Origin of the sequence: Pantoea sp. sgz302252 (genome assembly GCF_042610525.1) — a bacterium.
GTDB lineage: Bacteria > Pseudomonadota > Gammaproteobacteria > Enterobacterales > Enterobacteriaceae > Erwinia.
In genome coordinates, this window is the sequence record NZ_JBHDVM010000005.1 from 357213 (window position 1) to 380359 (window position 23147).

The 23147-nt window shown below is 49.5% G+C and carries 13 protein-coding genes; 11 read left to right on the forward strand and 2 right to left on the reverse strand.

The genetic code is table 11. The features are described 5' to 3' along the window. Positions 1–75: 75 nt before the first annotated feature. The 3 genes from flgK to ACETPC_RS12065 all read left to right on the forward strand — a co-directional run bounded on the left by flgK (position 76) and on the right by ACETPC_RS12065 (position 11783). Positions 76–1728, forward strand: a complete 1653-nt coding sequence (gene flgK / locus ACETPC_RS12055; protein WP_380181663.1) for a flagellar hook-associated protein FlgK — start codon at positions 76–78, stop codon at positions 1726–1728. Positions 1729–1748: 20 nt separating this feature from the next. Further along, a complete protein-coding gene (gene flgL / locus ACETPC_RS12060) occupies positions 1749–2714 on the forward strand; it encodes a flagellar hook-associated protein FlgL (RefSeq protein WP_380181665.1) in 966 nt (321 codons plus the stop codon). 831 nt (positions 2715–3545) lie between these two features. After that, entirely contained in the window at positions 3546–11783 is an 8238-nt protein-coding gene (locus tag ACETPC_RS12065) for a hypothetical protein (protein ID WP_380181667.1), read from the forward strand. Between the two features lie 248 nt (positions 11784–12031). On the opposite strand, the gene rne is transcribed toward ACETPC_RS12065, so the two are convergent. Next, entirely contained in the window at positions 12032–15934 is a 3903-nt protein-coding gene (gene rne, locus ACETPC_RS12070) for a ribonuclease E (protein ID WP_380181669.1), read from the reverse strand. Positions 15935–16502: 568 nt separating this feature from the next. Between rne and rluC the strand changes: the two genes are divergently transcribed. Next, complete coding sequence (rluC, locus tag ACETPC_RS12075; protein WP_380181763.1) at positions 16503–17465, forward strand: 23S rRNA pseudouridine(955/2504/2580) synthase RluC; 963 nt, start codon at positions 16503–16505, stop codon at positions 17463–17465. A gap of 65 nt (positions 17466–17530) precedes the next feature. On the opposite strand, the gene ACETPC_RS12080 is transcribed toward rluC, so the two are convergent. After that, entirely contained in the window at positions 17531–18118 is a 588-nt protein-coding gene (locus ACETPC_RS12080; RefSeq protein WP_380181671.1) for a Maf family protein, read from the reverse strand. Between the two features lie 141 nt (positions 18119–18259). Between ACETPC_RS12080 and yceD the strand changes: the two genes are divergently transcribed. From yceD to acpP, 7 genes are all read left to right on the forward strand, one after another. Then, positions 18260–18781, forward strand: coding sequence for a 23S rRNA accumulation protein YceD (gene yceD / locus ACETPC_RS12085; protein ID WP_380181673.1), 522 nt, complete (start codon positions 18260–18262; stop codon positions 18779–18781). Between the two features lie 14 nt (positions 18782–18795). Continuing rightward, positions 18796–18966, forward strand: coding sequence for a 50S ribosomal protein L32 (rpmF, locus tag ACETPC_RS12090; RefSeq protein ID WP_013025362.1), 171 nt, complete (start codon positions 18796–18798; stop codon positions 18964–18966). 23 nt (positions 18967–18989) lie between these two features. Beyond that, entirely contained in the window at positions 18990–20021 is a 1032-nt protein-coding gene (plsX, locus tag ACETPC_RS12095) for a phosphate acyltransferase PlsX (RefSeq protein ID WP_380181675.1), read from the forward strand. A 5-nt stretch (positions 20022–20026) separates the two neighbouring features. After that, a complete protein-coding gene (locus ACETPC_RS12100; protein WP_380181677.1) occupies positions 20027–20980 on the forward strand; it encodes a beta-ketoacyl-ACP synthase III in 954 nt (317 codons plus the stop codon). 16 nt (positions 20981–20996) lie between these two features. Next, a complete protein-coding gene (gene fabD / locus ACETPC_RS12105; protein ID WP_380181679.1) occupies positions 20997–21926 on the forward strand; it encodes an ACP S-malonyltransferase in 930 nt (309 codons plus the stop codon). Positions 21927–21939: 13 nt separating this feature from the next. Then, a complete protein-coding gene (gene fabG, locus ACETPC_RS12110; RefSeq protein ID WP_380181681.1) occupies positions 21940–22674 on the forward strand; it encodes a 3-oxoacyl-ACP reductase FabG in 735 nt (244 codons plus the stop codon). Positions 22675–22828: 154 nt separating this feature from the next. Continuing rightward, a complete protein-coding gene (gene acpP / locus ACETPC_RS12115) occupies positions 22829–23065 on the forward strand; it encodes an acyl carrier protein (RefSeq protein WP_124233666.1) in 237 nt (78 codons plus the stop codon). Positions 23066–23147: the final 82 nt, after the last annotated feature.

Consider the following 23147-nt stretch of genomic DNA (forward strand, 5'->3'; position numbering starts at 1 on the left):
ATAACCTTTTAAAGCCGACGCTGCGTCGGCAACCGATTGTAATGCCGGCCCGTGCTGGAGCGATAAGGAACCGACATGTCTAACTTGATTAATACCGCTTTAACCGGCATCAACGCCGCTTCGGCCGCGCTGAATACCACCAGTAACAACATCAGTAACTATAATGTCGCTGGCTATTCCCGGCAGACTACGGTTCTTGCTCAGGCAAGCAGCACGCTGAACGGCACTCAGTACTATGGCAACGGCGTATCCGTAGCCAGCGTCAATCGCGAATATGATGCCTTCATCACTAACCAGCTGCGTACCGCCAGCTCGCAGTCCAGCGCGCTGACCACGCAATACACGCAGCTCTCTAATATTGATGATGCGTTTTCCAGCACCACCAATACGCTGTCGACTACCGTGCAGGATTTCTTTGCCTCGCTGCAAACGCTGACCAGTAACGCTTCCGACTCTTCGGCGCGTCAGGCTGTGTTAGGTAAAGCGAACGGGCTGGTAAACCAGTTCCAGGTTACCAATACCTATTTAAGTAACGTAGACGCCAGCCTGAACACCTCGATCACCTCTTCGGTTGACCAGATCAACGGCTATGCCAAACAGATCGCTAATATCAATCAGCAGATCACCAAGCTGAAAGGTGCGGGCGCAGGTAACGAGCCTAACGATCTGCTGGATCAGCGTGACCAGTTGGTCAGCGATCTGAACAATATCGTTGGTGTAACCGTTAGCCAGCAGGACGGCGGTAGCTATAACATCAGCATCGGCAACGGTATTTCGCTGGTGCAGGGCGACAGCTACAGCAAGCTGGCCTCTGTATCTTCCAGTGCCGACCCAACCCGCAAAACCATTGCGACCGTGGATTCTACCAGTGGCAAAGCCACCGAGATCCCGGAAAGCCTGATCACGACCGGTTCGCTGGGCGGCCTGCTGTCTTTCCGTACCGATCTGGATAATACCCGCAATCAGCTGGGCCAGATGGCGATGGCGCTGGGCGACAGTTTCAATACCCAACATGAAGCAGGCTATGACAGCAACGGCGATGCAGGCGAAGCCTTCTTTAACCTGGGCAGCCCGTCTGTAACCTCGAACACCAACAACAGCAAAACAGCTTCGCTGTCGGCGGCGTGGACGGATACCAGCAAAGTACAGGCCTCTAATTACACCGTGAGCTACGACGGCAGCAACTGGAACGTTAAACGTCTTTCCGATAATGCCAGCGTGACGGCGACAGCGGGTACCGATGCCAGCGGCAACAACACGCTGAGTTTCGACGGCCTTCAGCTGACGGTAAGCGGTACGCCAACGGCGAAAGATAGCTTCCTGGTCAAGCCGGTAGCGAACGTGATCACCAATATGAGCGTGAATATCACCGACGAGGCTAAAATTGCCGCGGCCGATGCCGATAACGGTGTAAGCAACAACAACAACGCCCAGTCGCTACTGGATTTACAGACTAAAAAAGTTATTAACGGCAGCAGCACTATTACTCAGGGTTACGCCAGCATGGTCGCCGATATCGGCAACAAGACCAGCAACCTGGAAACGACCAGCACCACGCAGAGCAATGTGGTGACGCAGCTGACTAACCAGCAGCAGTCCGTTTCCGGCGTAAACCTGGATGAAGAGTACGGCAACCTGACGCGTTATCAGCAGTACTACACCGCTAACGCGCAGATTTTACAAACTGCCCAGACCATTTTTAACGCGCTGATCGGCGCCGTCAGCTGATTTCGCAGAAGGAAAATATCATGCGCTTAAGCACCACGATGATTTATGACCAACAGATGCGCGGTATTTCGGATTCGCAGGCCAGCTGGCTGAAATCCGGCGAGCAGCTGTCAACCGGCAAGCGGGTAAACAGGCCTTCGGACGATCCTGTCGCGGCGGCCCAGGCCGTGGTGCTGTCGCAGGCGCAGGCGGAAACCAGCCAGTATAAAACTGCGCGCACTTTCGCCACCAGCAGCCTGGCACAGGAAGATACCAATCTTTCTCAGGTAACCAGCGTGATTACTCAGGCGCAGACGGCGGTGGTTGCTGCCTCTACGGGCACGCTTTCAGACGAAGACCGTGCGACTTACGCCACCACATTAACCAGCCTGCGCGATCAGCTGATGAACCTGGCGAACTCGACGGACGGTAACGGTCGCTATATTTTCGCCGGCTACAAATCCGATACGGCGCCTTTTACCCAGGATGCCAGCGGTAATGTGACCTATAACGGTGGCGATACGGCAATCACGCAGAAAGTGGACGCCAGCCGCACCATGACTACCAGCCACACCGGTAGCCAGGTGTTTACCTCGCTGACCAGCAACGCCACGCCGGAGCCGGACGGCAGCGCCAGCGAAAGCAATATTTTCACCACGCTGAACACGGCGATTAACTCGCTGAAACAGCCGCTGGCGGATGCGGACGCGACGACCAAAGACGCCGCTGCGGCGGATATGGCCAAAGCTAACCGTGGCCTGCGTAACTCCATGAACAACGTGCTGAAAGTGCAGTCGGAAGTGGGTACGCAGCTGAATGAGCTGGATAATATTGAATCTAAAGCGGACGATACGACGCTGAATCAGTCCACCCAGATGAGCAGCCTGGTGGATGCGGACTACACCAGCACGATTTCGTCTTACACCATGAAGCAGGCGGCATTGCAGGCTTCATACAAGGTGTTCAGCTCTATGTCCCAGATGTCACTGTTTAAAATGAATTCTTAAGATTACCCATTTTGGACGCGCTTAAACCGGGTGCGTCCGTTTTTTCCCCGTCCTCAGATTAACCTCCTGACGACGGGTTTTTTTTTGTTATTTTTAGACTGTTCCCGGAAGGTAGAGCAACACTTATATTAAGGCAAAGAGCTACTTGCTCAGGTCTCGCGCCCCGATTTAAAAATTCAACAAAGGCAAGCCCGCAAGAACCTTAAAAACAACGCATCCTTTTTTATGAGCTTTCGTATGAGCAAATGAGTCATAACAAGGTTTTTTAGATGCGTGTTAAATTTATTAACCTTGACCAGTTCCCAATAAACAACGTGGTTATAAAAAGTTCTAATATAAACGTCGTAAAGTGACGTTTGAAAATAAGTTTGTGCTTAAATAACTTAAGAGGCGAGTTTGTTTTATTTAAATTGAAAAAAAAGACGAAATAAATATTATAACCCAACAGCACAGCACAGCACAGCACAGCACAGCACAGCACAGCACAGCACAGCACAGCACAGCACAGCACAGCACAGCACAGCACAGCACAGCACAGCACAGCATTCAAAGCGTAACATAACAGGTAAAGCTAATGGCTGATACAGGTAAGGAGGCTGCCTGAGCGTTGGGCTGACACAAGTATAACTAACAACGCTCTGAAAGTTCCTGTATTTACCGTGCGCTCGTTATGTGCCTTACATTCTGCCAGCCGACAGCAGACTGTATTTCGTAAAATTCAGTCATTGAAAATTACGCGTCCAGCTGCTGCTGGGTTTTAGCGGTGTAAACATATATTAATAAATAATATAAATCACCGAAATTCTATTCGATCAACATGGACTGGTTATTATGGTAAACTTAACTAACACCTCTTTTTTAGATCTTCACAAAGTTTTTGAGACACTAAGTGAACCTACAGGTGAAATAGGTCAATATGGTGGGGGAGCCGCTGGTACTAATTCAGGAATTTATTCTTTAGCAAGTGAATTAGACGAGTTGAAGGCGGAGTATAATAGCGAAAAGCCTCAGTTAGCAATGAGGAGATTTAATTTTCTGACTCAAAATGAGGAAAGTGATAATACTTCCTCGGCAGAAAAAAAAGAAAGGGCATGCTTTGAAAAATATTTCGATCAAAAAGATAAGCTGAAAGGAGTGATTAAAAAAGAATTCAAAAAATTACAGCCTGATATTAAAGAATATTTGCGCAAGGGTTATAACGTAAAGGGGATAGACAAAGAGTTAATCAACCAGATTGAAGAGATGCTGCACCGGGGAAGCTCTGCTTATGAAAACCCTGGCTTGCGGAAATTTATGTTACGAACAAATGAATATCTGCAAAAATTAAAGGCACTAGTGGAGCGATCGCCAAAATTACAAAGTGCCATAGATGAGGCTAATAATATGCTCAATCTAATTCATGATACACTGCAAACATTAAAGATAACAGAAAGTCTTGCGGTAATAGATTGGGCAAAGAATGTAGATAAAGTAGTTAATGTAAAGCTGAACGCTCTGGCAGAAGAAACCATTGAAAAACTCAACGAGGATCCAACAACAGCGGTAAGTGAAGATAATTACGTTATTGTAAAAAATAAGCTTTTAGGCTTAATGTCCAGCCAGTCATATCAACTAACGGTGGAAAATTTTAAATTCAAACAATTAAAAAATTCGCTGTTAGCAGAGGATATAAGGAAGCGGATAAAACTTAAGGAATTTATAGATAAAAAATCTGACCATATTCTTAATGAAGCCAGAGATGCCAGAGAATATGCCATGAGAAATTTACATGACCGATATCGGCCAACAGCGCCAGGAAGAATGGGACCAATTGCAAAGTACGAAGCAGGCCTGCGTAAGCATGATCGATATATAGCTGCTGTTGACGGAGGATCTGCGAGCGATATTTCTGGAAAAAACCCTCTGACAGGTAATTTCAGGCCGGAAAAATGTAATGAATCCATGCATACTCATATTGCCCGTGCCATCCTTACTATGTCTGAAGCTCTGGGAGAAGCCATAATTGTATTCAGGCAGCAGAGCAAAGAGCTTGAGCCTTCGGCAGAGGAAAAATTTAAAGAGTATAAAGACCTGGAGGATAAAATTGTTGCCAATGCTAAAAAGGTAGGCAATAAAATAAAAGAAAGATCAGATAAATTATATTGTTCAATCAATAAAATAGGCTTGGAGCTGCAGAAGTGGCTTCTGAAAAAAAGCCCCAGGATTGATATTGTCATGTCTGAGAGCGCCAAAAATGAAATTTTAAATGCGGGATTGTTGCTAAGGGATCAATATCAACAAATTGAGCGCCTGCTGAGACAGTTGCTGATAGTTGCCTGGGAGTTACAGGAAGGAGTAGAACAGCTAAATAGTCTGCAGAAGCAGACCGTTCGCTCTTCCGTCCAGCCTGTATTGGATGAGTTGCTTAATGAACAGTTAGAACTGGAAAAGGCGCGCTGGGAAAATAAAATCAAGAACTCTCAGAAAGCGTTAACAAAGCTACTGGCGTCAATTGACGCAGTTGTGCAGGAAAGAAGGCAAGAGAAAACCTGGCATGACGTTTCTCAGAAACTCAAAACTGAAAAAACAGAGGAAGACGAGTGGCGCGGATTTCGCCAGTTTTACGGCATTCTGGAAAGTGTGATTGAGAAATATTCCACTGTTGCCAGTGAAGTTGGGGATTCTGCATTGCGTCTGGCCAGTCACGGGCATGAAGGCGGGAAAGAACTTGCAAAAAATGTAGAAAAATTACTGCTTCAATTAAGTCCACTTAAAAACTTGATTGGCAAAGAAGTAACAAGAATTACGGGAGAAAGTTTAGGTTACTTTTCCCGTGCTGGTATGCTGGCACGCGGCATTGCCGAATGGGCAGAAAATTTAAAGCAGGATTATCTGTATGAAATAAATCCGGAAAACAAAGAGACCGCGATCGCCATTTTCGAAAAAAACCTGGTAAGTGTTATAAGTGATGCTTATCCTGCTTTGAGAACAGAGAAAGATCCTAATCTTGAGGTATTTATAAAAAAGTTAGAGCTGGAGTTAAAACATGCATCAGAGAACAATATTATCTATCCTCCCACGCCGGAAGAAATTATAGCGGGAACACTCAATATTAAGGGCTGTTTAAAACAGTGGGCGCAGAAAAAGGTGCCGCGAGGCGCAGTTACTGCCGCTTTAAAAGGCGGTTTTACCATGTTCTCTACTCCACTTAATGTGCCAACGAAATTACTTATTCGAGGTTTAATCACCGGATTAATTTTGCATCAGGGGAACAAGGCCATAAATCGTGGCATCCGATTTCAGCAGGGACCTGCTACAAGGATTAAAAATAAATTTATAGAAAAGGAAATCTTTAAAGCAGCTTACAAAGCAGGCATGTCAACCATTCCTTTGTTGGGCTGGTTAGGCGCTGGAGCCTGTACCCTAAAGCAAATTTATGATAAAGAAATTGCCCTGGATGAATATATTACTGATAGTCTGGCTGACCTACCGGAGGATATGTTCTGGCGAGGAGTATATGCAGGCTTTGGTACGATATACGGAAAGGTAGTCTGGGAAAAAGAGAAAGAACAGGTTATAACCGGGAAACTAGAGGAGATGATGGGATGGTATAATGTTGATAGAGATGTAGTAAAGCCAGAATTGGTTGCTGAGATTTATAATTATATGAAGAAGGATCCTGAATTTCAAATCATTGTCTTTCAGCTAATGGCAGCAATCAAAAATAGCCCATCCAGGGAGGATGTTCCTGATTTTAATAAAAGGCTGGCCATTCAGGTAATAGTTAATGAATATTTAAAGAGAACAAAATGCGTTATCAGCCCCGCATCCGAAGTTGTTCGCCTCAGTGGCAATTCTGCTATTGAGAAGCAGGATGCCAAAGAAAGGGAACCTGGTCAGGATATAAGTGCTAACAGAATTAGTGAAGGTAGTAAAGTTTATACTATAAACAATACAGACAATTTACCAACCAGGTTCAGCCGTGTCGGGCGGCATATAAATTTCCCTGTTACTGAAATTAACGAAACTGATATAGAATACATTCTGCGCAATACTCCAGAGATGAATGAATGGGAGGTTGAATCAGAAAGTAGTAGAGATTTCATGGCGCTAAAAAACGCTATAAATAATACAATGAAAGAGGTGTATGGTCCTCAACCGCTTCCTGTAGCTACTCCCATTATGGGTGATGGCGAAACAATATGTTTAAGAGTGATAAATGAGTCATCAGGCGCTATAGAAAGTGAGAATATATATATCTATTTTGGCGGGCAGTATTGGCCGGCAACAATATTTGGAAAAGATGGATTATATTTAAATGTTGGTGGTGAGGGTTTTACAATAAAGCGCATACCCGGAGCTATGGTAAGATGGAAAGAATTCTACACTAGTAGCTATAAATTTGATTACTATTCATCATACGTATTACATGACAATGGCAATAATAAAATAGATGAGATCTTAAAAAATGAAATGCACCGAATTTACATTGAAAATAATTGTTATATAAATTTAAAATCATTTACAGAATATCTTAACATAGCCCTTGATATACATATTAAAAAAGCCCGATGGAATGGCGATGAGTTGACAGCTGAGGCTTTCGAACGTGTAGAGAAAAATATTCGAGTGAAACTTGCAGATTTACAGCATGCCGATCCAAACACAGCAGAAATAGATAAAACAAGCTATAGTAAGCCAGAAGCTCAGGATAGAGAAAGTCAAAATAACTATTACGATGAGAATATACATGCTGTAGAGAGGCCCAACCCCTTATACACCATACCGGCTAATTTTACCGGTGAAGAAAGTGAAGTAAACGATTACTTTCACCAGATTCGTAAGGAAGAGGTAGTTTACTATCGTGGTCTGGAGAAAATTCATACGGATATGTTAAAAGCAATGGATAACTATAATATGTCGTTGAATGCGTACTTCAGTATGACAGGCAGGAAAGCAGAAGATTTCGAATCACCAGAAGAAATTAAAACTCTCTTAAATTCAAGTATAAATAATAATGACAAAAATATTTCAGCTATCAGTAAAAAATGTCTTCAGGATCAAGCTAAATTACAACTCAAAGAGGAGGAAATAAATGAGTATTTTAGAAAAAATCATATAGATGTTTTAACAAGAAGTGAACTTTGGAATGTGGCTGAAAAAATTGATTTGGAAATGGAATCATTTCCTCCGCCGACAATCCAAATTGATGACCTTAATAAAAGGTTAATGATAGCTAAAGAAGAATTAGAAAAAAGGGGAGGGGGAAGTGAGGATGAGAAAAGGGAAATCGCGAGAACTAAATTCAGGCTAATGTATAGCAGAAAGTTTCTTATAAATGAGGCAGTTGAGAATAGAAGTGATGATACAGAATTTGGTCAACAAAAAAATTATAGTGAATTACCTGATGAACAAAAATCAAAAGCTTATTATAATGCATTAAAATATACGCTTTTTCAAATTGAAAACGATCCTAAAATACCCTACGCTTCCCGCATTAACGCCCATGAAGCTCGAATGGGGAAAGAACGCGTTACTCAGGTTGACGTATATGGTTATACATTTGTCAACTGTCTTTTTATTCCTGATAAGCCTGGTGCTAAAACAGGTGTTCTGGTCGATCTTAGTTCCCCAAAAAAATATTATTATATTGCTGATGAAAAAGATTTGAAGAAAGAGCTTGAAGGTCGGCTGCCTTATACATCAGCAGGGAGCTATATTTATGATAATGGTTTTGTTATATTCAGAAAGATAAAAAAAGGAGAGATAGATTTTGATAAGTATTTTAATTATATCAGGCGAGCAAGAACGGATATTATTACTATTGCTGACCGTCTTTACAAAGAATTTGAAGAAAATAAAATAAGCGAAATCAAAGACCCCAGAAGTAAATGGTTGTATGAAATTTATTCAATGGACAGTAATAAGAAGATTAATTGGACCACTAATGAAGATTTAATGGTTAAAGCGGCTTGTGGGGCTAAAATAGATGATGCGGATTTTAAAGCTAATAAGACCTTATATAAAGGAGAGTTCGCAGACCAAAGGCCGCTACATTTAAAAATTCTATATGGCATAGCACATCCGGCAGAAAGTAGTGCCAGGGCAATACAAAATAATATTAGTATTAATAAAAAAGAAAGTTCAGAACAGGCACAAATAAATATAGATAATGCTGTACGTACGGCGCAATGGATAGATCCGACTTTTACATTAATCGTGACGTTACTCCCAGGAGGATTTGTTTTACCTATTGCTCAATCTTCCTCAGAAATAACGGCGAATATAATTGAAGGTAAAAGCCCTGACCCTTTAGCGGTAGCGAGTTTAGTTGTTTCTTTCATTCCTGGTGCTAAGGTTGCAAAAATCATCAGGAAATTTAGCAGAACAGGAGCGGCAATAGTTAGCTATGGCTTAGTTATCGCAGATAAAGTCATTGATATCGCGGGGCTTGCTCTAAGCATAAAAATTGCTGTAGAAACAGGCGATCCTTTGCATATTTATATGGCTTGCCTTGATGCTGGCATGAGCAGCAGGAATGGCTGGATAACGACAAAAATTATCACAAATAATATCAAGCTGAAAAATTCACTGGCTGAGCCATTGTCCAGGGCAACTCCGGAAGTTAATAACGCACATATGAATGTGACGGAAAGGAAAACCGTGCACACGAAAGTTAAAGACTCTTTCAACGAAAAACCAAACAATAAAATTCAGATTGAGGAAAAAAAGAGAACCGGAAGCTTGCCAAAAAAAAATCACGAAATCAGACCATTACGCCCTGCTAAACCCTACCATATACCTCCGGCTGAAAGAACCCATCCCTTTGTTTTTTATGGCAGGCAACTTTTGGGCAGGAAAAAGCATGGCGTGCTGGAAATTTCGTCTGATAATGGCCAGACATGGACTCGAGGTAGTGATATACATATGTTCGCATATGTACTACAAAATGCCGGTTACAGTAGACGGGATAATATTCCTGAAAGGAACAGCTTTGGGTCAGAAGAGCACTGTGCCGAGGCGCTAAAAGCAGGGCAGAACCCAAAAAAATATTTTCAAACCCTCAAGTCTGCTAAACCTAATGAAAGCGCGAGAAGTTTTAATGCCGATGGTAAACGTTTGAAAGGACGGGTACGTAACGGTGTTTTTGAAATATCCAGAAATGGGGGTGATACGTGGCAAAATGGTTCCTGGATGCATGAGGCAGTATGGCGATACAGGCCTGCTGCAAAGTTAAGTTCAAAGGAGCTTGATAAAAAAATTAATCGGGCGAGCAAGATTGAGGGGGCCGCTTCTTACAGCAATATTTGTTATAGTACCGCAATCAAAAATGCCGGCCAGGCTGAATCTTTGACGCCCAGGCAAACTAAATGGTTGCTTGAAACAGTGGCGAAACCGGATAAAAATGGTGAAATAATGAATTCTGATCGTTATCGTCAGACATTCGACTTGCAAACAAGACCCCCATTAACAACTTTCAAATCCGGTAACATAACTCAATCTGGTTTTATACATGTAGGCGTAATACGTAAGAATGGCACTGTAATATATGATCATGTAGCGTATGTGCACGTTACAGCTAAGGGTATATATATGTATCAGGTCAATGGTGGTGATTTCATACTTAAGCTGAATGGCAAATATCCTTTGGAAAAGTTTAATAAAATTGGTAAATACACTTCCAGAAATCATTTTAAACATACCATGGATAGTAAAACGATTAAGAATTTTGATGACTATTTTGCAAAGCCTGATGAAGAGGGCTATCAGCCGGTTTTTCAGTATACGCCCGCCACAAAAATAGTGGAAAACTACTTTAATGATATGCATGCAGAAGGCTCATTGGAGCCAGACGTTTCTGCAATGCCTGGAACATCCCACTACAGGGATAATCCGAATTCCCCATCGACCTCCTTTGAACAAGCTGGAAATACTCCTTATAGTGACGTTTCTGAAAATAAATCTGCATCTTCACAAAAAGAAATCTCTGAGGCCTCGCAGTATACTCAAAAAAAAGACAGATTTGCTGAGCCTTTTGGTCCGGATAGCTATATTCGGATGGGGTCAGATAACCGAACTATAGTCATTCGCGCGCATGGTGCTCCAGGAAGCACAGGACATTTTACCGCACGGGATGTGGTTAAGGTTATTCGTGAATTTGCTAAAGCACGTAATGTCGATATTAATAATATCAATTATATTGATCTTCAGTGTTGTTATGGAAATACTATCAGACCTTTTTCTCAGGGGCAGGTTATAGCGAACTTACTGAGGGTCAAAGTTAAAGGTTATAGCGGTATATACTCCCCTATGGCAAACTCCTTACCCAGTGATGGTTCATTTTCCGTACCTTATTCAAACCGTGCCTCAGTGCTAATCTCAGACGTAGGTAATATCGCTGTTTATCAGTTGACTGAATCCGTGCTTTCGCTTAGACGGAGGCTGGGTATCGGGCGATTGCAAGAGCCAGTAGATAGGGGTGAAGTCTATTCTCTGAGGCAATATTATCGACCTGCTGGTAGTCGTCGTAGTGTAACTATACCTGAAAGCTTTAAAACGCTCCGGCTAGGAAGAGGCTCAGCTGACGTAACCAGTGACACAAATAATTCGACGATAACAGGCGATTATCTGATAGCGGAAAGCCCTGACAGAAATAGTGATGGGCGGGAAATTCTTCAGCTCATACGAGAGATGCCACTGCGCTCAAAAGCATCAGCAGGGGCGTTGACAGGAGGTTTGCTTATTCTTGGAGCAGGAGCAACTGGAGCATTTAACGCTGAGAACCGCCGTAACGCGTTAAAGGAAGTGGAAGAAAATTTAATCGATATTAAAAGCTTAAGTAGTAATTATGATTTGGATCTAAAGATAATTTCACAGCAATATTTCGGTAATGAGCATTTGGGTGCAGATGACTTACAAAAAATTATTTTATTTATAAACATGGTAAGAACAATGACTACCGATGCGGAATTAGAACAACTTTCATCAGGTATCCTTCCAGAAAGATTTTTAGACTATGTGCCTGAGGTTTTACAACGAATACCTGTAGAACGTTTTTTAGGCTTTTATATAGAAATTTATGGAGCCTGATTGGCCTTGCCAGTAATGAAGCGGGCTGATAGCACCTGGTCCCTGTTTTTTAAAACTCATGATCAGTTCAGGCAGGGCTTGTACGTTGGATAATATCAATATCTATTTTGGCTGGATGTCCTGTGTCACATCACAAGTCCGGGCAGGTTTAACTGACTAAAGATCAAAAAAACTGCACCTTAATCAGTTGATATTCAACTTTTAGGGTGCAGTTTTGATTTACTGGTAACGGTTGTCAGTATTAATTGCTACGGACGCGTTGCCGGAGCGGTCGCCTGGTGCGTAGCGGCATGGCCGCCAGCAGAGCCTTTGCCTTCAAAATTGAAGGAAGGGCGTACCCAGTCACTGTGGCGAGCGGGTTCTGGCTGATACTCAGGTGCCGGAGCTTTAGTCATTGGCGCGGCGGCGTGGTGCTTAAAGGCCGGTGCGGCAGCAGGCTGAGCGGCTACAGGTGCTTCTGGCTGTGCTGGTGCTGGCACTGCCGGAGCCGTTTCGACCTGAGTTGGGCGAGCCGGAGCGGCTGAGGCCATGCTGCCACGCTGTACCGGCTCTGCCTGCACGGCTGGCGCAGCCATACCGGTCTGAACCACACTTTCAGCCTGCGCTTTAACAGCTTCTTCGGATTGTACCGGAGCAGCGGTTTCAGCCTGTGGCTCAGCGGCTTCAGTTTGTACCGGAGCGGCAGTTTCAGCCTGTGGCTTAGCGGCTTCAGTTTGTACCGGAGCAGCAGTTTCAGCCTGTGGCTTAGCGGCTTCAGTTTGTACCGGAGCGGCAGTTTCAGCCTGTGGCTTAGCGGCTTCAGTTTGTACCGGAGCGGCAGTTTCAGCCTGTGGCTTAGCGGCTTCAGTTTGTACCGGAGCGGCAGTTTCAGCCTGTGGCTTAGCGGCTTCAGTTTGTACCGGAGCGGCAGTTTCAGCCTGTGGCTTAGCGGCTTCAGTTTGTACCGGAGCAGCAGCTTCAGCCTGTGCCGGAGCAGTGGTTTCAGCCTGCGCGCTGGTGGCTACAGGTTCGTCACGCGCAGGTACTGGCGCATGCGGTTCGGTAGCTGCTGGCGCGGCTACCGGCGCGTTAAGCACCTCGGCAACCTGCTGCTCGGTTTCTGCGCTGACATCGGTAGCAGAGGCTGGCTGAGCAGCTTCCGCCGATTCGTCTTCATGGGCTTTATCTGCCGGGAAGGCTTCCTGCGCGACTTCTTTCGCTACTTCTTCATCAGCGACAGAAATCACGGCGGGTGCTTCACTCACCGGCGCTGCGATTGCGGCAGTGTTAGTAGCCTCTACCGGCGCTTCCGCTGCGGCAGTTTCTACAGCGTTAGCTGGCGTAATCGACTGCGGCTCAGCGATATGCACTGGCTGGGCCTCGTCTTTGGCTTCCTGCGGCAGGCTTTCTGCAGCGGCGATGGCGGCTGCCGTCTCTTCGTGACCGTAATCCGGCACCACGGATTGCTCAACCTCATGGTTATCGGAAACGTGCGCTACCGGATAGGAAACCCAGACCTTGCCTGAAGCCATTTCCGGCGAAGCGGCGGCAAAGGTCAGCGGCATCGGCGACTGGTTCGGATAGCGCTCATCACGGTAGCGACGGCGACGCTGGCCGCTAACACGCAGATGGCGTGGCGAACGACGTGAGCGACGCGGCATGCTGTTATCGCGCTCTTCTTCTTCCGACTCAACGATATCCACTGCTTCGGCCAGCGCAGGCTGCTGCTGTTCAACTGGCGCAGGCTCTTCCGGCGCGAAAGAGCGGGCTGCGGTTTGCTCAGCCGTTTCGATACGCACTTTCTGGCTCAGCTGGCGCGGTTTACGGCGCGGCATCACCTGAACCTGCTCTTCGGCTTGCTCAACAGCGGCTTCTTCCAGCTGCACAGCCTCAGCGGCTTTCTCTTCCTGCGCGGCCAGGCGTTTCTCTTCCTGACGGCGTTTGCGCTCGGCGCGCTGCTCGCGGCGCTGCTGCTGCTGCTCTTCGCGCTGCTGGTTACGGGCCTCTTCGCTAAGCGGTGCTTCGCCCTGCGGTGCTGCGTTACGCTTGTTGCGACGGTTCTCTTCGCGGGCTTCCGCCTGCGGATCGCTATCGCGCACCATACGCTCGTTGCGATTGTTGTTACGATCGTTACGGTTGTTGTTGCGTTCACCGTTGCGGTCGTTACGCTCGCCGTTGCGGTCGTTACGCTCGCCGTTGCGGTCATTACGCTCGCCGTTGCGATCGTTACGTTCACCATTGCGATCGTTACGGTCATTGGCGCGCTCGCTACGATCGCCATAGCGCTCGCCGTTATTGCGGTCGCGGCGATTGTTCTGACGACGGTTGTTACGACGTTCGTTACGCTGCGGCGCAGCTTCCGGCGCTTTCTCTTCTTCTGCGGCTTCGGCCACAGGCTGCGGCTGTTCAACCGGCTTCTCTGCGCCCGCGAACATTTTCTTCAGTCCACGCAGGAGGCGGCCTACCATGCCAGGTTCGTTGGCAGCACGCTGGGCTGGCTGAGGCGCTGCAACCGGCGCGGCCGGTGGTGCTTCCGCAACGGTTTCCTGCGGCACTGGCGGCGCATCCGGCATCACAAACGCGGCCAGAGCAGGCTGCTCAGGACGTTTGCGCTCGGCGTGCTCCTCTTCTGAAGGCAGCGCCATCTCCGCTTCATGCAGCTTCGGCAGATGATAACTCAGCGTCTGCGTCTCTTCGCCGCTGCGCACGCGCAGTACGGAGTAGTGCGGAGTTTCCATCTGATCGTTCGGCACGATGATGGCACGCACGCCGCCCTGGCGTTTTTCGATGGCATTTACCGCTTCGCGTTTTTCGTTGAGCAGGTAAGAGGCGATCTGTACCGGCACAATGGCGTGAACTTCTTTGGTGTTCTCTTTCAGCGCTTCTTCTTCGATCAGGCGCAGAATAGAGAGCGACAGCGACTCGTTGTCACGAATGGTGCCGGTGCCGCTACAGCGCGGGCAAACATGGTGACTGGACTCGCCCAGCGACGGGCTGAGACGCTGACGCGACATCTCCAGCAGGCCGAAACGAGAAATATGGCTGATCTGAATACGGGCGCGATCCTGACGCACTGCTTCACGCAGGCGGTTTTCTACCGCACGCTGGTGGCGAACCGGGGTCATATCGATAAAGTCGATAACGATCAGGCCGCCCAGGTCACGCAGGCGCAGCTGGCGGGCGATTTCATCCGCCGCTTCCAGGTTGGTGTTAAACGCCGTCTCTTCGATATCGCCGCCGCGGGTAGCGCGTGCGGAGTTGATGTCGATGGCGGTCAGCGCTTCGGTGGAATCGATAACGATAGAGCCGCCGGAAGGCAGGCGCACTTCACGCTGGAAAGCGGATTCGATTTGCGATTCGATCTGATAGTGGCTGAACAGCGGGATTTCGCCGGTGTAGAGCTTGATTTTGCTGCTGAAGTCGGGACGGCCCAGCGCGGCGATATGCTGACGTGCCAGCTCCAGCACTTTTGGGTTATCGATCAGGATTTCACCGATATCCTGGCGCAGATAGTCGCGGAAAGCGCGAACGATCACGTTGCTCTCCTGATGGATCAGGAAGGGAGCAGGGCGGCTGTCGGCGGCTTTTTTAATCGCTTCCCAGTGCTTCATCCGGAAGCTTAAATCCCACTGCAGCGCCTCGGCGGATTTACCAACGCCTGCGGTACGCACGATCAGGCCCATGCCTTCCGGCAGCTCCAGCGCGGAAAGAGCCTCTTTCAGCTCGGTACGATCGTCACCTTCGATGCGGCGAGAGATACCGCCAGCGCGTGGGTTGTTCGGCATCAACACCAAATAGCTACCGGCCAGGCTGATAAAGGTAGTCAGCGCCGCGCCTTTGTTGCCGCGCTCTTCTTTATCGATCTGGACAATAACTTCCTGGCCTTCACGCAGCACGTCTTTGATATTGGGACGGCCGTGAGAGGAGTAGTTGCTGGGAAAGTTTTCGCGGGAGATTTCTTTCAGAGGGAGAAAACCGTGTCTTTCAGCGCCGTAGTCAACGAAGGCGGCTTCAAGGCTGGGTTCAATGCGGGTAATCTTGCCTTTATAGATGTTGGCTTTTTTCTGCTCGTGTCCGGGGCTTTCGATATCCAGATCGTACAGGCGCTGTCCATCCACAAGGGCGACACGCAACTCCTCCTGTTGAGTTGCGTTGATCAACATTCTTTTCATCGTAACTTACTCATTATTCTTACATTAGTGACAAAGCTACGGGCATAGTAACGCTGGACGCGTCAAACCGATGGCCCCGTGTCTCATCGCAAAGCCGTCAACCTCCCGGTTGTCGCCAGCTCAAGGGGCGCAAATCTCGGTAGCCTGCTTTTCAACTGGAAAAACAGCGCATTTATAAAGAGGGGGAACCGCCAGTGAAAACCAGAGTGAACCAATCCCGTCTCGCCGTCCAGGCTGCAACCCGCAGCCCGCTAAATGCCTGATTGCACAATACGTCTTACGCCATTGCTGCGTGTATGGGCTATCCGGCAAAATTTCTTATAACGCTATTATCTTGTTTCGCAAGCATTGAGCCAGAAAAACGAAATCATTATTTCAAGCTAAGCCTGTGATAGCAAGGTGACTTTTCCCGCTCTGCGAAGTTTATTCCAGCAATTCAGACGATTTGCAGCGCTTTTCAGCAAATCGCCTAAAAAAACGGCGTAAATTCACTGTGGCAGGGTCACTGACAGTTAAGCACAGAAAAAGAAGTGGCGCTATGCTGGCGCTCTATTTAGAATCGCCCACCATGAAAACCAATACGCCAGCAGTACAAATTGTGACTATCGCCGCTGATGAAGCGGGGCAGCGCATCGACAACTTTTTACGCACCCAGCTAAAAGGGGTGCCGAAAAGCATGATTTACCGCATCTTGCGCAAGGGCGAGGTACGCGTTAATAAAGGCAGGATCAAGCCGGAATATAAGCTGGAGGCTGGCGATGAGGTACGCATTCCGCCGGTGCGCGTGGCAGAGCGCGAAGAAGCAGCCGTCTCGCCAAAGCTGGATAAAGTCGCCGCGCTGGCGGACGCCATTGTTTATGAAGATGACTATATTCTGGTGCTGAATAAACCTTCCGGCACGGCCGTACACGGCGGTAGCGGACTGAGCTTCGGCGTAATTGAGGGCCTGCGAGCGCTGCGCCCGGAAGCACGCTTCCTGGAGCTGGTGCACCGTCTGGATCGCGATACCTCAGGCATTTTGCTGGTGGCCAAAAAGCGTTCCGCGTTGCGCTCGCTGCATGAGCAGCTGCGTGAAAAAGGCATGCAGAAGGATTACCTGGCGCTGGTGCGCGGCTCGTGGCCATCTCACGTTAAAGCAGTACAGGCACCGCTGCTAAAAAACATTCTGCAGAGCGGCGAGCGGGTGGTGCGGGTCAGCAGCGAAGGCAAGCCTTCCGAAACGCGCTTTAAAGTAGAAGAGCGTTATGAAAAGGCGACGCTGGTTAAAGCCAGCCCAATTACCGGGCGCACGCACCAGATCCGCGTGCATACGCTGCATGCAGGCCATCCTATCGCGTTTGACGATCGCTATGGCGAAAGGGATTTTGATGCGCAGCTGGCGGGTACGGGGCTAAAGAGGCTGTTCCTGCATGCGGCGGCGCTAAAGTTCACCCATCCGAACACGGGCGAGGTAATGCGTGTGGAAGCGCCGCTGGACGACGAGTTGAAACGCTGCCTGGCCGTACTGCGTAAAACGGCCACGGGCAAATAAAACTTAGTACTCTCGTCGTTATTAATAATTTATGCCGCATTTACGCGGCATAATTTTTTGTTTGCTTAGCGCAGCGCCAGCGGGTCCATGCCTGCTTCACGCAGCATCTCGCACAGCGCAATCAGCGGCAGGCCAACCAGCGTATTGGGGTCGCGGCCCGTCAGCCTGTCGAACAGTGTAATGCCCAATCCCTCGCTTTTAAAACTGCCCGCGCAGTTCAGCGGCTGCTCTTTACGCACATAATTAATAATTTCTTGTTCAGTTAATAATCTGAAATCCACGCTAAAAGGCTCGCAGATAACCTTCAGGCTATTATTTCGGCTGTCGAGCAGCGCCAGGCCAGTATAAAAAATCACGCTATGCCCGCTGGCCTGGCGTAATTGCGCGCAGGCCCGTTCTTCCGTGTGCGGCTTGCCGGTGATTTTGCCGTCAATTACGCACACCTGATCGGAACCTATAATGAAATGTTCGGGATAGTTCACCGCCAGCGCACGAGCCTTTGCCGCCGCCAGGCGCTGCACTAAATCCGTTGCTGATTCATCAGGTTGCGGCGTTTCGTCAACCTCAGGCGCGGCGGTGATAAAAGGGAGGCCGAGCTTCTCAAGCAGCGTTTTTCTGAAAGGGGAGGTCGAAGCCAGAACCAGCTGTGTCATAATTTTTTCCGGATTAATTGCGCAGGAGTGCAGGACATTTTAAACTATGCGCCGCACTGGATGCGAATAATGGGTGAAAGATGCTGTTAAACGGCCTTTTTCTTTGACTCTATCTCGTTACAAAGTTAATATGCGCGCCCTATGCAAAAGGTAAAATTACCCCTGACTCTCGATCCGGTTCGCACCGCTCAGAAACGCCTGGACTATCAGGGCGTTTACACCCCTGAACAGGTGGAGCGTCTTGCCGAATCGGTAGTGAGTGTGGACAGCGATGTAGATTGTGCAATGTCGTTCGCGATCGACAACCAGCGTTTAGCCGTGCTGAATGGCACTGCGGCGGTTTCCGTCACGCTGTGCTGTCAACGCTGCGGCCAGAACTTTCCGCACGCCGTCCACGTAACGTATTGTTTCAGCCCGGTCGTCACCGACGAACAGGCAGAAGCACTACCGGAAGCGTACGAGCCGGTCGAGGTCAACGAGTTTGGCGAAATCGATCTGCTGGCAGTGGTAGAAGATGAAATTATCCTCGCCCTGCCGGTCGTTCCGGTGCATGATTCTGAACACTGTGAAGTGTCCGAGGCGGACATGGTCTTTGGCAAGTTGCCTGCAGAGGCGGAAAAACCAAACCCATTTGCCGTATTAGCCAGTTTAAAGCGTAAGTAATAGGAGTAAGGTCCATGGCCGTACAACAGAATAAACCAACCCGTTCCAAACGTGGCATGCGTCGTTCACACGATGCTCTGACCACTGCCACTCTTTCCGTAGATAAAGTTTCTGGCGAAACTCATCTGCGTCACCACATCACTGCGGATGGTTACTACCGCGGTCGCAAGGTCATCGTTAAGTAATTCTCGGCCCAGCCGGCGATACTTTGACACGTTTGACCCTGGCGATAGATGCCATGGGCGGGGATTTCGGTCCCTGCGTGACAGTGCCTGCGGCAATGCAGGCACTGGCGTCCGATCCGCAGCTTTATCTTCTTTTGGTCGGCGATCCCGACACACTCACGTCATTACTCGCAAAAGCCGATTCCGCATTACGGGAACGTCTGCAGATTATTCCTGCCGAGTCGGTTATTGCCAGTGATGCCAGGCCAGCGCAGGCGGTTCGCCAAAGCCGGGGCTCCTCTATGCGTATAGCGCTGGAGCTGGTAAAAACAGGGCGCGCCGAAGCCTGCGTCAGCGCCGGTAATACCGGCGCGCTGATGGGACTGGCTAAACTCCTGATTGGGCCGCTGGACGGCATTGAACGTCCGGCGCTGATGACCGTGCTGCCAAACGTCAAGGCAGGTAAAACGGTGGTGCTGGACCTGGGCGCTAACGTAGAGTCGGATAGCGCTATGCTGGTGCAGTTTGCCGTGATGGGAGCGGTAATGGCAGAGGAAGTGCTGGCCATCGATCGGCCTCGCGTCGCGCTGCTGAATATCGGCCAGGAAGAGACTAAAGGGTTACAAAGTATTCGCGAAGCCGCAGAGAAACTGCAGGCCGCGACAGAAATTAACTATATTGGATACCTCGAAGGTAACGAGCTTCTTACCGGGAAAACGGACGTCCTTGTGTGCGATGGCTTTATCGGCAACGTCACGTTAAAGACAATGGAAGGCGTGGTAAGGGTTTTTCTTTCGCTGTTGCAATCGCAAGAAGGTAAAAAAAGGGCCTGGTGGCTGTCGCTGCTGGGGCGTTTGCTGAAAAAACGCCTGGCTAAGCGCTTCGGCCATCTTAACCCCGACCAGTACAATGGCGCCTGCCTGTTAGGGCTGCGCAAAACCGTGGTGAAAAGCCACGGCGGCGCCAGCCAGCGCGCATTTATCGCGGCGATTGAACAGGCAGAGCAGGCGGTGCGGCGGCAACTTCCCGAGCGGATTGCTGCCCGCCTTGAAACTGTATTACCTAAGAGTGACTGACGTTCATGTATACGAAGATTATCGGTACGGGCAGCTATCTGCCCGAGCAGGTGCGGACTAACGCCGATCTGGAAAAAATGGTGGATACGTCGGACGAGTGGATTGTCACCCGAACCGGTATCCGTGAGCGTCGCATCGCCGGCCCGGACGAAACCGTGGCGACGATGGGCTTCCAGGCCGCCGAGCGCGCGCTGGAAATGGCGGGCATCGATAAAGATGATATCGGCCTGATCGTGGTGGCAACAACCTCCTCCAGCCATGCTTTCCCAAGCTCCGCCTGCATGATCCAGCAGATGCTGGGCATCAAAGACGCTGCCTCTTTCGATCTTGCGGCAGCCTGCGCGGGCTTCACCTATGGCCTGAGCGTCGCCGATCAGTACATCAAAAACGGCGCGGTAAAAAATGCGCTGGTTATCGGTTCTGACGTGCTGGCGCGTATGCTCGATCCTGAAGATCGCGGCACCATCATCCTGTTCGGTGACGGCGCAGGCGCCGTAGTGCTTGGCGCCAGCGAAGAGCAGGGCATTATCTCTACGCATTTGCATGCCGATGGCCGCTATGGGCAGTTGCTGACTCTGGCTAACCAGGATCGTGAAAATCAGCAGCAGCCTTCCTATGTCACTATGGCTGGCAACGAAGTGTTCAAGGTGGCGGTAACCGAGCTGGCGCATATCGTCGAAGAGACCCTGCAGGCCAATAACCTCGAACGCGAGGCGATCGACTGGCTGGTGCCGCATCAGGCTAACCTGCGCATCATTAGCGCCACTGCGCGCAAGCTGGGCATGGAGATGGACAAAGTTGTGGTGACGCTCGATCGCCACGGCAACACTTCCGCAGCCTCAGTGCCGACCGCGCTTGACGAAGCGGTGCGCGACGGCCGCATTCAGCCAGGCCAGTTGATTCTGCTGGAAGCCTTTGGCGGCGGCTTCACCTGGGGCTCGGCGCTGGTTCGTTTTTGATTAACAGGACATAACAATGACGCAATTCGCAATGGTTTTTCCCGGACAGGGATCGCAGACGCCAGGCATGCTGGCAGAGCTGGCGGCGGAAAACCCGCTGGTTGAACAGACATTTGCTGAAGCTTCTGCTGCCTTAGGCTACGATCTGTGGGCGCTGGTGCAAAATGGCCCTGCGGAAGAACTGAACAAAACCTGGCAGACTCAGCCGGCATTATTGGCCGCATCTGTTGCTATTTTCCGCGTTTGGCAGGAAAAAGACGGATCCGCGCCTGCAATGCTGGCGGGACACAGCCTGGGCGAGTATAGTGCGCTGGTTTGCGCAGGCGTGATCGATTTTAAAGACGCCATTAAGCTGGTTGAGCTGCGCGGCAAACTGATGCAGGAAGCGGTGCCGGAAGGCACCGGCGCGATGCAGGCGATTATCGGCCTGGACGACGCGGCTATCGCCAAAGCCTGCGAAGAGTCGGCGCAGGGCGAGGTTGTCTCGCCGGTAAACTTTAACTCGCCGGGCCAGGTGGTTATCGCTGGCAATAAAGCCGCAGTAGAGCGCGCTGGCGCAGCCTGTAAAGCTGCTGGCGCCAAACGCGCACTGCCGTTGCCGGTTAGCGTGCCTTCGCACTGCGCGCTGATGAAGCCCGCTGCGGACAAGCTGGCCGTGGCGCTGGAGGCATTGACCTTCAATGCGCCAACCGTGCCGGTGGTAAACAACGTCGACGTGCGCTGTGAAACGACGCCGGAAGCGATCCGCAGCGCGCTGGTTCGCCAGCTCTACAGCCCGGTTCGCTGGACCGAATGCGTAGAGTTTATGGCACAGCAGGGCGTAACGTCGCTGCTGGAAGTTGGGCCTGGCAAAGTGCTGACCGGCCTGACCAAACGAATTGTAGACACCCTGACGGCGGCGCCGGTTAACGATCCGGCCAGCCTGTCAGCGGCGCTCGGGCAGTAAGAAGAGGATGAAAATGAACTTCGAAGGAAAAATTGCGCTGGTTACCGGCGCGAGCCGCGGCATCGGCCGCGCTATCGCGGAAAAACTGGTAGCGGGCGGCGCGAAAGTAATCGGCACGGCGACCAGCGAAAGCGGCGCAGAGGCGATTAGCGCTTACCTGGGCAGCAACGGCAAAGGCCTGGCGCTGAACGTGACCGACAGCGCTTCCATTGAAGAGGCGCTGGCAACCATTCGCGCAGAATTTGGCGAAGTGGACATTTTAGTCAATAATGCTGGCATTACGCGTGATAATCTTCTGATGCGCATGAAGGACGATGAGTGGCAGGATATCCTGGATACTAATCTGACTTCCGTATTCCGCCTGTCAAAAGCGGTAATGCGCGCTATGATGAAAAAACGCGTGGGCCGAATTATTACCATTGGCTCCGTTGTCGGAACAATGGGTAATGCGGGTCAGGCAAACTACGCGGCAGCAAAAGCGGGTTTAATCGGCTTCAGCAAGTCACTGGCGCGTGAAGTCGCGTCACGTGGTATTACCGTTAACGTTGTGGCTCCCGGTTTCATTGAAACCGACATGACGCGTGCGCTGACTGAAGAGCAGCGTGCGGGCATACTGGCGGGCGTGCCGGCGGGTCGTTTAGGCGACGCGCAGGAGATCGCCAGTGCCGTTGCATTTTTAGCCTCTGACGAGGCGGCGTACATCACTGGTGAGACGCTGCACGTCAACGGCGGAATGTACATGGTCTGATAATCGCGAAAACTATTTGCGTTATTTGCGGTAAAACCCGCAAAATAGCGTAAATTCGTGGTTTGACCAGCCGGGATTTAGTTGCATCTTTTTCACCATTTTATACACTACGAAAACCATCGCGAAAGCGAGTTTTGATAGGAAATTTAATAGTATGAGCACTATCGAAGAACGCGTTAAGAAAATCATTGGCGAGCAGCTTGGCGTTAAGCAAGAAGAAGTTGTTAACACTGCCTCTTTTGTAGAAGATCTGGGCGCTGATTCTCTTGATACCGTTGAGCTGGTAATGGCTCTGGAAGAAGAGTTTGATACTGAGATTCCGGACGAAGAAGCTGAGAAAATCACTACCGTTCAGGCAGCTATTGATTACATCAATGGTCACCAGGGTTAAGTGAGCATCTCCAGGCGGTCACTCGACCGCCTGAGTTTTATCTGTAGTTCCCACTGATTCTCTTTTTTTCCCCTCCCTGGAG